The following is a 12703-nucleotide window of genomic DNA, read 5'->3' as shown; positions in this document are numbered from 1 at the left end:
TCCCCTACCAGGTCACCGGAAGAGCGAGTGGATAGCGCCAGATCGACACGGTGTTCCACCGCACCTCGTCCTCGGGCACGGCCAGTCGCAGGGTGGGGAAACGGGCCAGCAGCGTGCCGATGGACACCTGGAGGACCATACGGGCCAGGTGGGAGCCGAGGCAGTGGTGGCTGCCGTATCCGAAGGCCATGTGCCCTGCGGGCGCCTGCCGTTCGAAGTCCAGCTCGTCGGGCCGCTCGTACACCAGGCTGTCGCGGTTGGCGGTCAGGTACGACACCTGCACGGTGTCGCCCGCCCGAATGAGCTGGCCGCCGAGTTCCACGTCCTCCAGGGCCACTCTGGGAATGCCGACGCCCTGGCGGAAGGGGATGTGACGCAGCAGCTCCTCCAGCGCCTGGGGCAGTAGTTCGGGCCGTGTGCGCAGTTGGGCCAGGTGGGCCGGATGGGTCAGCAGGGTGTAGACGATGTTGCTGATGTCGTAGGTGGTGGTGTCGTGTCCGGTGACCACCAGGAGCATGGCCAGCACGGCCAGCTCTCCCTCCTCCAGCATCTCGTCCCCGATGCGGGCGGCGGCCATCGCGCTGATCAGATCGTCGCCAGGGGCGTGGCGCCGCGCTGTGGTCAGTGCGGTGAAGTAGTCACGCAGCGCGGACTTCGCCTCGACGGCCGAGGTGCGGTCGGCAGCGCTCATCGACATCATGGCCGTCGCCCACCGGCGCAGTTGCGGGCGGTCCTCTTCCGGTACGTCCATCAGCTGGCTGATCGTCATCAGCGGCAGCTCGTTGGCCAGGTGTGCGGCGATGTCCGCCGGTGCGCCGTGCTCGGCCATCGCGTCCAGCAGCGCGTTCGTGGTCCGCTGCGTCCACGGACGCAACGCCTCGACCTGGGGAGTGGTGAAGGCGTGGATGACCAGCCGGCGCACCCGGTTGAGCGCGGGCGGATCCATCAGGTTGATCGCCTCGGACTGCGCGATGGGCACCGGGGTGATCCGTGGAAAGTCCCGGCCGACCAGCGCGGCCCTGCTGAACCGCCGGTCCGAGGTCACCGTCTGTACGTCCTCGTAGCGTGTCACCAGCCAGCACGTACCCGTCCCGTAGGGCATTTGGACCCGGGTCACGGGCGCCTCGGTGCGCATCCGGGTCATGAACGGATCGGGTTCCAGCGCGTCGTCGTGGCGGAACGGGCACGCCGTCCCGATATCTGTATCCGCAGTGGTCATCGCTGTGCTTCCCCCTCAACACCGGGCGTACGTACGCGACATCCGCGTACGGTGCGCCTCTCAACGCACTACCCGGCCCATTGCGGGGTGACCTCAAAAGGCGGTAAACCGCCCTTATGGGGGGTCTTCGCTACCGAGGGGCGTCGACAGGAACCGGGCCACGACCGCCAGTAGCGCATCCTCGCTCGCGGAGCAGTGGTGCCGCGGACCCTCCGCCGGACCGGGCGGCGGCGAGGGATCGCCACGCCCGCGTGGGCGGTCGAGGGTGTACCGGTACGGACCCGTCCGCGAGTGTGGCGCAGATCTCAATTAGCAGGGCGTCGGCGTCTTCGCCCTGCTCGGCACCACGTTTTCCTTTTTGTTTACCCTGTGCGGGATCACTGCCAGTTCGATTCCGTCGTGGGTGATGTCCGCACATCATCGCGGTGTCGTCGGTATTCCGTTTCATCTTCCGGGTGACGGAGAAATCCGAACGGTGTCGTCAGGTGTTGACAGGGGCCGGTAGTGGACTGTTCTATTAATTCCATCCACGGGGGATGGACGGCAAACGGGGCCAGTGGAAATGGCACCGTAGGGGCATCGTATTGGCCCGCTGCCGTCCGCAGTTGGGGGAGATAGTGAGCAAGGTCAAGCACGCGCTTTTGATCGCGGCAGCGGCCTCTGTGCTGACGGGGGAAAGCGTCACCGGCCACAAGGTGTGTCTCTGTGGGGCCGGATCCGGGGTGAGCCCCGTGAGAGCGCCACTGAGTTTCGTTGCGGCACCGCGCGGGAGCGGCGCCGCACGCTGAACACCCGCGCCGGCCGGAGCCTGTCCTTCGGCTGGACCGCCCCATGAAGGCGCATGGTCCGCGCCCTTTCCGTGGCGAGTTCGGCCGGCCGGATTCGATGATCGTCCGGCCCCGTCGATCCGGCATGTCGAAAAGAAAGCCGGAGAACAAGAATTACTTTCCCTTGTCCGGTCCGCTGTGGTCCGGAGTTTCCCGAACAGGAAAAGCGTGATGAGTGTTCGCGAAATCCCGTCAATAGCCACTGTATTCTCTACGTTATCGAGGTAGACATGGCGTCGTCTTCGCAATCCGTCCGGCTCAGGAACACGCCCTTCGTCATCAAGGAGTCGTCCGCTCAGTACGAGCGCGCTGTCGACAGCAGCCTGATGCAGGTGAGCATCACCGGCCGCAAAGGGAAGCAGGTGTTCCTGCCGGACGGCCGCGGGGTGGTCGAGTTCGTCAACTGCTCCTACCTCGGGCTCGACCTGCACCCCCGCGTGATCGCGGCATCGAAGGCCGTGGACGAGGAATGGGGCATGAACTTCTGCTGCGCCCGCTCGCGCTTCTCCTTCGAGCCGCAGCGACTCCTCGAAGAGGAGCTGTCCGCGCTGTACCGCGGACGGGCCATCACCTTTCCCTCGACGACCACCGCGCACATCTCTCTCATGCCGCTCCTCGCCAGCGGAGTGCTCTTCGAGGAGGGCACGGCACACAGGACGTGCCTGATCTTCGACCAGTTCGCCCACTCCTCCATGGCGTACCTCAAACCGGTGCTCGCCGCCGAGGCGACGGTGGAGACGGTTCCCCACAACTCCTTCGAGGATCTGCGCAAGCAGGCCACGGCCGCACGGGCACGCGGTGAGGTGCCGGTCTACGTGGCCGACGGCATCTACTCGATGGGCGGTCTGTGCCCGGCCCGCGAGCTGCTCGACCTGGCCGAGGAGCTGGACCTGTGGCTCTACATCGACGACGCCCACGGCCTGGGCATCTTCGGCGAGCGCGGTGAGGGCCAGCTCCTCAGCCAGATCGAGGGCGACATCCCCGAGCGCGTCATCCTCACCTACTCGCTGTCCAAGGGCTTCGGCGCCTACGGCGGAGGCCTGCTCGTCCAGGGCGAGTGGCGCGAGCAGCTGATCCGCTCCTACGGGCAGGTCTACGCGTTCTCCGCGGCGCAGACCTTCCAGGCGGTCTACGCGTGCCGCGCCGTCGTCGAACTGCACGAGGAGGGCGCGATCGCTCCCCTCCAGCAGACCCTGCGCGAGCGGGTGGCGCTGTTCGACGAACTGATGGGCCAGTCCCTGCCGTTCAGCCCCATCCGGATGGTGCCGATCGGGGACGAGGCGAACGCCCTCAAGGCCGGCGAGGAACTCCTGGCCGAGGGCTACTACGCGTCGGTGGTCTTCTTCCCCATCGTCCGCCGCAAGTCCGCGCAGCTGCGGCTGTGCATCGCGGCCAACCACACCGAGGACGACATCCGGGGTGTCGCCGCCGCGCTCAAGCGTGTCCAGGCGACCTACGCGACCCCCGCGGCCTACGCGACCGACGGGAACGGGGAGGGCGGGAAATGAAGCACAGGGAACTGCACGTGGTGATCGGCGCCGGAATCGCCGGCTGCGTCGCCGCGATCACCCGCAGCCGCGCGGGGTACGACGTCGTCGTCCTGGAGGGGCAGCGGGCGCGCTCCGAAGACACGTACCCCGTCTGCACGCAGACCAGCAACATCGTCAGCGAGAACCACAGCGGCGCCGAGTACCCCTTCGACCCGCAGAGCGCGCGCGACTGCCTGGACGGCCGCATCGAGAACGAGCGCTTCTTTCCCGAGACGATCTACGGCGGCAAGACGAACAGCCGCATCATCGCCTCCCGGAGCATGATGGACGACGGCCACGACATCGTCGGCCAGTGCCGCACGAACATGGACGTCATCCGCGCGCACTACACACGGCGGTGCGAGGAGAATCCGGCCAACGCCGTCTTCGGCGACCCGTCGGAGGTCTGCCGCGAGGTGCCCACCGTGGACGGCGTCCACGACGTGGCTGCCGCGTTCCTGACCCCGCAGCGGGGGATGAACCCCGTGCTCGTGTCCACGGTGCTCGACTGGGAAATGCGGCAGTGCGGTGTCGACTTCCGCGAGGGCAGCAACGTACGGACGGTGGAGCGCCGTACCGACGGCCGGTACGACGTCGTCCACACCGACGCCCGTGGCACCGTGCGCACCCTGGTCGCGGACCAGGTGAGCCTGTGCGCGGCGACCGCGGCGTTCGGCCTGGCCAAGGCGCTGAATCCGCGGATCGAGTTCCCCCGGCTGTTCATGGCGCTGCGGGAGATCCTCTACGTCGACCTCCCCGACGGCACGGAGAAGAACTTCACCTGCCTGAAACTGGAGGACGCCTACGGAGGCATGCTCAGCCCGCTCAACGAGCACGTCGCGATGATCTACCACCCACCGGCCGGACACGTGACGAACCTGGTGATGGACCCGGTCACCGGCGCCGCCCCGTACGCGCGCCACCTCGCCGAGGGCCACCCGGAGATGCAGGAGCGCGCCGAGCGGACGGTGAGCCGGCTGCGTGAGTTCTACCCCGAGCTGCGCCGGTCACAGATCCTCGGGACCTACCTCAAGGTCGCCATCAACACCGTCTCGGACTCGCGGATGCGGCGGAACATCGGCGTCTTCGGCGTCGACTCCGGTGCCACGATGACCGTACTGCCCAAGTGGACGATGTGCGCCGTCAACGGCCGCAAGGAGCTGGCTCTGGCGCTGGAGCACTCCCGGGCCGCCGGCAACGTGGACGCGGACGAAGCCGAGGAGATCCTCGCCGGATCGACCCGTACCTGCTGGGAGACGCCGCCCGACTGGGCGGGCGAGCCGGAACTGCTGACCTCCCGGGCGAGGAAGCACGCGGTCAACATGAACGTGCCCGAGGCCCTCGCCCTGCGGTTCGGCGACACCGTCGACCGGTCGGGCGCGCGGCAGGTCGCGCGGTGAGCACGGCCGGTGCGGCACAGCGGGTTCCTGCCGAGAACGTGGGCCGTGAGAGGCGGCCCGGAGGGGATGCAGGCATGTCCGGGAAGAACATTCTGATCACAGGTGCCGGCAGCGGCATCGGGGCCGGGACGGCGCGGCGGCTGGCCACCGGAAACCGGCTGATCCTGCACTACCACGCGGCGAAGGAGGGTGCCCTGGCCCTGCGGGAGGAGCTGGCGCCGGTCTGTGCCGGCGTCGACGTGGTCGAGGCCGACCTGACCACGGACGCGGGTTGCGAGGCGTTCTTCGAGGAGGTCGGCAGGCGCACGGACGCGCTGGACGTCCTGGTCAACAACGCGGGCGGAATGATCGAGCGCCAGTCCGTCGGGGACCTGACATGGGATCACCTCGCCGCCACGTTCGCACTGAACACCTTCTCCGCGATGCGGCTGACCAGCCTGTGCACCGGGCTCCTGCGCCGGGGCCGCAACGACCCCTGCGTCGTGAACGTGACGTCGATCGCGATGCGTCACGGGGCGCCGACCGCGACGGCGTACGGCGCGTCCAAGGCCGCCATGGACTCCTTCACGCGCGGCGCCGCAGCCGAACTCGCGCCGGACATCCGGGTCAACGCGGTGGCGCCCGGCATCATCGACACCCGCTTCCACGAGCGCGTGACGTCGAAGGACAAGATGCGGCAGTTCATCGAGAACACCCCGCTGAAACGCGCGGGAGGGGTGGCGGACGTCGCCCGCACCATCGAATACCTGGTCGGCGCCACCTTCGTCACGGGGGAGACGGTCGACTGCAACGGCGGCCTCGCGATGCGGTAGGTGTCGCGGCCGCCCCCTGTTTCCTCATGATTCCAGGGAGGGTTTTACCCATATGCGTACACGTGTTCTTGTCACGGGTGGTGCCGGGTTCATCGGATCGCACCTGTGCGAGCGGCTGGTCGACGACGGCCACGAGGTCATCTGCCTGGACAACCTCTTCACCGGGCGGCGCGGCAACATAGCGAACCTGCTCGGCAATCCCCACTTCGAGTTCGAGCGCCACGACGTGGCCGAGCCCTTCCACGCCGAGGTCGACCAGATCTACCACCTGGCCTGCCCGGCCTCCCCGGTCCACTATCAGCGCAACCCGGTGCGCACCGTCCGCACCTGTGTGCAGGGCACGCTGAACGCCCTCGAACTGGCCCGGGAGACCGGCGCCCGGCTGTTCATCGCCTCCACCTCCGAGGTGTACGGCGACCCCGAGGTCCACCCGCAGCAGGAGGACTACTGGGGGCACGTCAACCCCATCGGAGTCAGGGCCTGCTACGACGAGGGCAAGCGCTGCGCGGAGGCGCTCGCGGTGAGCTTCGCCCGTCAGTACGCAGTGGAGGTGCGGCTCGGCCGGATCTTCAACACCTACGGTCCTCGGATGCACGAGAACGACGGCAGGGTGGTGTCGAACTTCGCGGTGCAGGCGCTGCGCGAGGAGCCGCTGACCATCTACGGCGACGGCAGCCAGACCCGGTCCTTCTGCTACGTCGACGACCTCGTCGAGGCCGTCGTCCGCCTGATGGCGGCCGATACCGACGCCCGGCCGGTGAACCTGGGCAACCCGCAGGAGACGACCGTCGAGGAGATCGCCCAGCAGATCAAGCGGCTCACCGGCTCGCCGTCCGAGCTGGCCTTCAGGCCCCTCCCCGAGGACGACCCCACCCGCCGCCGCCCCGACATCTCCCGGGCCGGCACGCTGTTGGGCTGGGAGCCGAAGGTCGACCTGGAGGACGGGCTGCGCCGGACGATCGCCGACTTCTCCGCCAGGACGACGGTGACGGGCGGGCAGCGTCCCGAGCCCGTCGCGGTGCGGCAGGGGGCCCGTCGATGAGAGGAAGGACAGCCGCCGGGACGGCCTTCTTCCCGGCCGCGAACCGCCTGCGCGGCCTGGCCCAGTCCGACATACGGCGGATGAGCCGGGAGAGCGACCGGCTCGGGGCCATCAACCTCGGACAGGGGATCTGCGACCTGCCGACCCCCACGGTCGTGGCCGAGGCGGCCAAGGCGGCGATAGACGCCGACGAGAGCACCTACACCTACCCCGAGGGACACCTCGCGCTGCGGCAGGCGATCGCCGAGAAGGCGGCACGGGACAACGGCCTGACGGTCGTACCCGAGGGGGAGGTCGTGGTCACCGTCGGCGCCACCGGCGCATACACCGCGGCGGTCAACGCGTTGCTCGACCCGGGCGACGGCATCCTCATCATGGAGCCGTACTACGGCTACCACGTCAACGCCGCCGTCGTCGCCGGGCTCGAACCGCACTTCCTCACCCTCGCGCCGCCGGAGTTCACCCTCACCGAGGAGGCGCTGCGCGCGGCGGTGCGGCCCACCACCCGGGCCATCGTGGTGTGCACGCCGTCGAACCCCAGCGGCAAGATGTTCGACCGGGCCGAGCTGGAGGCGGTCGCGCGCGTCGCGCACGAGCGGGACCTGCTCGTCATCAGCGACGAGATCTACGAGTACATCCGCTACGACGACTGCCCGCACCTCTCGCCCGCCACGGTGGGGGACCTGTGGCCGCGCTCGGTCACCATCACGGGCCTGTCGAAGACCTTCAGCATCACCGGCTGGCGTCTCGGGTACGCCCTCGCACCCGAGCCGCTGGCCAGGGCGATCGCCCTCGTCAACGACCTGTACTACGTCTGCGCGCCCAATCCGCTCCAGCACGGCGTCCTCGCCGGCTTCGCCCTGCCGCCCTCCTACTTCGCCGGAATGCGATCGGACTACCAGCGCAAACGCGACCGGCTGTGCGACGCGCTGGCCGCGGCCGGCATGTCGCCCATCGTCCCCACGGGGGCGTACTACGTCCTGGCCGACGTCTCGCAGTGGGGCTTCGGCACCGCCCGGGGCGCGGCGACGGCACTGCTGGAACACGGCGGCGTGGCCTCCGTCCCGGGCAGCGCCTTCTACCAGGGGACGACCGGCGAGAACCTGCTGCGGTTCTGCTTCGCCAAGGAGGACGCGGTCATCGAGGAGGCCTGCCGGCGGATACGCCGCTTCCGGCCCCGCGGCGGCCTCGTGGTGGGCGACTTCGTGGAGGCGGACAGAAGCGGGCCGGGGGCACGGTGAACGACACACGCCGAGGAGGCTTGTACGGGGTCGCCGCCTACGTGCTGTGGGGCCTGTTCCCGCTGTACTTCCGGCTCCTGGAAAGCTCCAGCACCCTGGAGATACTGCTGCAGCGACTCCTGTGGACGCTGCCGGTCTGCCTGCTGGTGGTCGCGGCCACCGGCACCGTGGGCCGGCTGCGCGCGCTGCTGCGCCGGGGCCGGCGGGTGTCGGCGCTCGCGGGAGCGGCCGCCGTACTCGCGGTGAACTCGGGCTGCTACGTGTACGCCGTGAACGCCGACCGCGTCATCGAGGCGTCGCTGGGCTACTTCATCAACCCGCTGGTCACCGTGGCGCTGGCCGTGCTCGTACGGCGGGAACGGCTGCGTCCTCTGCAATGGGCGGCGGTCTCCACAGGAGCCCTGGCCGTGCTCGTCGTCACCATCGACTACGGCCGGCCACCCTGGATCGCGCTGATCCTCGCCACCTCGTTCGGCCTCTACGGGCTGATCAAGAAACAGGTCGGCGAGGACGTCGAAGCGCTCGCCGGGCTCACCACCGAGGCACTCACCCTCGCCCCCCTCGCCGCGGCCGGACTTGCCTTCTACACGGCCACCGGGCACGGGACCTTCACCCAGGACGCCCCCTGGCACGCCGTGCTCCTCGCCGCGGGCGGCGTGACGGTCGTCGCCCCGCTCCTCCTGTTCGCGGCAGCCGCCCGGCGGATGCCGCTGGCCACGATCGGGCTTCTCCAGTACCTGACGCCGGTGCTGCAACTGCTCATCGGCGTCGTGCTGTTCCACGAGGAGATGCCGGCCTCGCGGTGGAGCGGCTTCGTCCTGATCTGGATCGCGCTGGCCCTGCTGAGCACCGACGCGCTGCGCGAGCAGGACCGGCAGAGCGCACGGCGCAGGAAGCGCGCGCCCGCCGCGCAGCCCGTCCGGGCGGAACTGCGTACCCCCGAAGAGTGACTGACACGCCGCCGAACCGACGACACCATGGAGCCCCCTGTGCTAAGCAAGTCCGTGCAGAGCAAGTCCGCGTCCGCGCAGAGCAGGACCGCAACAGTCACTGCCGCACCCCCCTTACCCCGTGCCCGCCGTCTCTCCGTGATCGGCACCGGATACCTGGGAGCCACCCATGCGGTCTGCATGGCCGCACTCGGCTTCGAGACGCTGGGCCTGGACGTGGACGCCGAGAAAGTCGCCGCCCTCTCGGCCGGCCGGCTCCCGTTCTACGAACCCGGCCTCGAAGACCTCCTGCGCGACCAACTCGCCACCGGACGACTGCGGTTCACCACGTCCTACGAGGAGGCCGCGGCCTTCGCCGACGTCCACTTCCTGTGCGTCGGCACCCCGCAGCGCACCGACGGGCCGGGCGCCGACCTGCGGTACGTGGACGGCGCGGTTCAGGCACTCGGCCCGCACCTGACACGCCCCTGCCTGCTGGTGGGCAAGTCCACCGTCCCGGTCGGCACGGCCGCCCGCCTGGAGGCGCTGCTCGCACAGCTCGCACCGGCGGGACAGGGCGCGGAAGTGGCGTGGAACCCGGAGTTCCTGCGCGAGGGATTCGCGGTGCAGGACACCCTGCGGCCCGACCGGCTCGTCTTCGGCGTCACGTCGGACCGGGCGGAGCGGCTGCTGCGCGAGGTCTACGCACCGCTGCTCGAACCGGCCGAAGAGCGCGAGCCGGTGCCGTTGGTGGTCGCCGACCTGGCGACCGCGGAACTGGTGAAGGTCGCCGCGAACTCCTTCCTGGCCATGAAGATCTCCTTCATCAACGCCATGGCCGAGGTCTGCGAGGCGGCGGGAGCCGACGTCCTGCCGTTGGCGCAGGCACTCTCCCACGACCCCAGGATCGGTGGCCGCTTCCTGCGCCCGGGGGTCGGCTTCGGCGGCGGCTGCCTGCCCAAGGACATCCGCGCCTTCACGGCCAGGGCCGAAGAACTGGGCGTCGGCCGGGCCGTGAGGTTTCTGCACCAGGCCGACGAGGTCAACCTGCGGCGGCGTGACGCGGTGGTCGGCCTGGCGAGGGAGCTGAGCGGGGGCGACCTGTGCGGGCGGCGGATCGCGGTCCTGGGGGCGGCCTTCAAGCCCGGCTCCGACGACATACGGGACTCACCGGCGCTCGCGGTGGCCGACCTCATCGAGCGGGAGGGTGCCGAGGTGGTCGTCTACGACCCCATGGCGATGGACAACGCGCGCAAGGTGTTCCCGGCGCTGTCCTTCGCCGACTCCGTCACCAAGGCGGCCGTCGGAAGCGACGTCCTGCTCCACCTCACCGAATGGCCGGAGTTCGAGGACATCGATCCACGCGCCCTGGGCGTCACGGTGGCCGGGCAGCGCATCATCGACGGCCGGAACACCCTGGACGCGTCCCGCTGGCGCGCGGCCGGCTGGGAGTACCGGGCGCTCGGCCGCCCGCGAAGCGGACCGATCCGCGACTGAGTGCTCGACGACCGACCGATCCGCGACTGAGTGCGCTGCGACGGCCGCCGGTAAGCGGGCAGGGCACTCCGGCGGCGGGGATCAGCCGGAGGTCCTGACCGGCGGCTCGACGGTCGCATTCGCGTATGCGGCCGTCGCCGACCCACACTCCGTGGACCAGGTCATCAGCGCGATCACGCACCGCCACGGTCGGCTGGACACCCTCTTCGTCAACGCGGGAGCCGCGTCAACGTCCTGAGCCCCGGACCCGTCGACACCCCCGCCACCTACGTCTCGGCCGGAGCCCACGACGCCGCAGGGCGGCGGCAGGTCCGGGACCGGATGAGCAGTCTCATCCCACTGGCCCGCATCGGCCGCCCCGAGGAAGTCGCCGCCGCGGTGTTCCTGGCCTCGGCCCGGAGTTCCTTCACCACCGGCGCCTGAATCGGCACGCCTGACCGCGCCCACCTCCGGCATGACAAGGAGAACCACCGTCATACGGTGATCGCCATCGACCTGCCCATGACGACGCCGGCGGCGCCGTCGCGTACGCCCTCGTCGCGTGGCGTGAACAGTTCTCCGGCGCATCCTGCGCGAGATCAGGACCTTCTTCGGCCGCCGCTCCTGATGCCCGCCGGTACGACGGCGCCGTAGCCGGCGCGCACCGGTTTCGTTCAAAGGACCTTCCTCGCCCCGCATTTCGTCTGCTGTGCAGCGCAACGCCCGTACGGCAGGAAGCATTGACCTCATGCCGGCGGCGTCCGTACGGCGACCCGTTCGGCCGGCGACCTACATCATGTTGCCGGTCGGGAGTGCTCGGCCCGGGGCGACCTGGACCCTGCCGCCCGTCGAGCACAGGGTCCGTACCGACGTCGTGTGGACATGCAGCCGGGCTCGTGCTGTCGGCGGTACGAGCCCGGTTACAGACAACGGGACATGGAGCCAACGGGAAAATGCGCGAGACGCTGTGACTCCCCGGTGGCTGTCACGTACGGAGGGTGTGGGAGGGCAGGACGCCGTAGACGGCACGGTAGGCGGCGGCGAAACGGCTGGGCTGATGGAACCCCCAGCGGGCGGCGATACCCGTCACCGTGGCGCCGGTGCCCGGGTCCGCCGAACGCAGCTCCCGGTGCGCGTGCGCCAGCCTCACCCCGCGCAGGTGCGCGGTGGGTGTGGTGTCGAGGTGACGGCGGAAGGCGTACTGCAGAGCACGAATGGTGACATGGGCCGCGGCGGCGATGTCGGCGACGGTGATGGGCTCTTCGGCGTGGTCGTCGATGTGGGCGATGGCTCGGCGCAGGGTCAGGGAGTGCGCGTCGTTGCGGTCCTGCGCGGCCGCGTCGGTACGGGTCGAGTGCGGGAAAGCCGCCAGAATGCCGGCGGCCAGCATCTGACTGCCGGCCGAGACGACCAGTGGCTCCTCACAGAGGGCCGGGTCGGAGAGCACGTGATCGCGAAGGTGCACGATGAAGCGCTTCAACTGACCTGCGGCGGCGGGGGAGTGCGGCCGATGACTGGTCAGCCGTACCGGGGCGCCGGACTGCCCGGGGTCGGCCACCTGGTTCAACAGATGGGTGTCCAGCATCGTCACGTTGTAGCGGGTACTGCGGATGCGGCCCGAGTACGGCAGGTCCGGCGGCGCCAGCACGGCGATGTCACCGGGCCCGTAGGTGTCGGTGACACCGTGAAACGTGTTGTCCGCGACCGTGCCTTCGTGCACCGTGCACAGACTGAGTCTGCCGAGCGGCGTCACCGCGTAGCTCATCTCGTAGTTGAAGTCGAGTTCGTCCACGGTGACGGACGGCATGATGCCGCGGCGCATACGGGTTCGGATGCCACTGCTTCCGCTGTGGCCGATGTGCAGGCGGGCGTAGGCCTGACTGAGGAAGTCCTCCGTCAGGCTCAAGTCGTCGCTGTCGAACAACAGTGAGTTCATTGCTCCCCGTCTCCCCGTCTCCCCGTTCCGGCAGAAATTCGCAGCGGCCGTAGCTCAACGCCACAAGACCGGAAAAGAGTATTCGTCCTACGAACGCGAAACAATCACACCCCAGGGGTGCGCGGATAAGTAACAGTCAGGCTTGGTGGCCTGCCGGTCGGGCGGCGTGCCAGTGGCTCTGTGGCTCAGGGCCGGCGAACCAGCAGGTGGCGGCCTCCCCGCATGCTTCGCTGTCGGGGGAGGGCCCACCGGCCCGGGCCACGACGCCGTCGGAGCGGATGGCAGGGCGCCG

10 protein-coding genes are annotated in these 12703 nt (G+C 69.5%); 8 read left to right on the top strand and 2 right to left on the bottom strand.

Going from position 1 to position 12703, the window contains the following annotated elements; translation table 11 throughout:
• Positions 1 to 4: 4 nt before the first annotated feature.
• A complete protein-coding gene (locus C6Y14_RS14175) occupies positions 5 to 1219 on the bottom strand; it encodes a cytochrome P450 (RefSeq protein WP_107017015.1) in 1215 nt (404 codons plus the stop codon).
• Between the two features lie 1057 nt (positions 1220 to 2276).
• Between C6Y14_RS14175 and C6Y14_RS14170 the strand changes: the two genes are divergently transcribed.
• From C6Y14_RS14170 to C6Y14_RS45695, 8 genes are all read left to right on the top strand, one after another.
• Positions 2277 to 3554, top strand: a complete 1278-nt coding sequence (locus C6Y14_RS14170) for an aminotransferase class I/II-fold pyridoxal phosphate-dependent enzyme (protein WP_107017014.1) — start codon at positions 2277 to 2279, stop codon at positions 3552 to 3554.
• Positions 3551 to 4975: an FAD-dependent oxidoreductase gene (locus C6Y14_RS14165; protein ID WP_107017013.1), complete on the top strand. Its 1425-nt coding sequence runs from the start codon at positions 3551 to 3553 to the stop codon at positions 4973 to 4975. Before C6Y14_RS14170 ends, C6Y14_RS14165 begins: the two co-directional genes overlap by 4 nt.
• 74 nt (positions 4976 to 5049) lie before the next feature.
• The gene (locus C6Y14_RS14160) at positions 5050 to 5787 is read left to right on the top strand and encodes an SDR family NAD(P)-dependent oxidoreductase (RefSeq protein ID WP_107017012.1); all 738 of its coding nucleotides are present in this window, start codon (positions 5050 to 5052) and stop codon (positions 5785 to 5787) included.
• A gap of 52 nt (positions 5788 to 5839) precedes the next feature.
• Positions 5840 to 6829: a UDP-glucuronic acid decarboxylase family protein gene (locus C6Y14_RS14155; protein ID WP_107017011.1), complete on the top strand. Its 990-nt coding sequence runs from the start codon at positions 5840 to 5842 to the stop codon at positions 6827 to 6829.
• The gene (locus C6Y14_RS14150) at positions 6826 to 8070 is read left to right on the top strand and encodes a pyridoxal phosphate-dependent aminotransferase (RefSeq protein ID WP_107017010.1); all 1245 of its coding nucleotides are present in this window, start codon (positions 6826 to 6828) and stop codon (positions 8068 to 8070) included. Before C6Y14_RS14155 ends, C6Y14_RS14150 begins: the two co-directional genes overlap by 4 nt.
• Positions 8071 to 8090: 20 nt before the next feature.
• On the top strand, positions 8091 to 9020 hold the full coding sequence (gene rarD, locus C6Y14_RS14145; RefSeq protein WP_199854731.1) for an EamA family transporter RarD: 930 nt from the start codon (positions 8091 to 8093) through the stop codon (positions 9018 to 9020).
• A 138-nt stretch (positions 9021 to 9158) separates the two neighbouring features.
• On the top strand, positions 9159 to 10496 hold the full coding sequence (locus tag C6Y14_RS14140; protein WP_263973073.1) for a UDP-glucose dehydrogenase family protein: 1338 nt from the start codon (positions 9159 to 9161) through the stop codon (positions 10494 to 10496).
• Between the two features lie 117 nt (positions 10497 to 10613).
• Entirely contained in the window at positions 10614 to 10919 is a 306-nt protein-coding gene (locus tag C6Y14_RS45695) for an SDR family oxidoreductase (RefSeq protein ID WP_107017007.1), read from the top strand.
• A gap of 541 nt (positions 10920 to 11460) precedes the next feature.
• Here the strand turns inward: C6Y14_RS45695 and C6Y14_RS14130 are convergent.
• Complete coding sequence (locus C6Y14_RS14130) at positions 11461 to 12411, bottom strand: AraC family transcriptional regulator (protein ID WP_107017006.1); 951 nt, start codon at positions 12409 to 12411, stop codon at positions 11461 to 11463.
• Positions 12412 to 12703: the final 292 nt, after the last annotated feature.

Origin of the sequence: Streptomyces dioscori, assembly GCF_003024195.1 — a bacterium.
Classification (GTDB): domain Bacteria; phylum Actinomycetota; class Actinomycetes; order Streptomycetales; family Streptomycetaceae; genus Streptomyces; species Streptomyces dioscori.
Note: the sequence above shows the minus strand (reverse complement) of the source record. Positions and strands in the feature narration are given on the sequence as shown.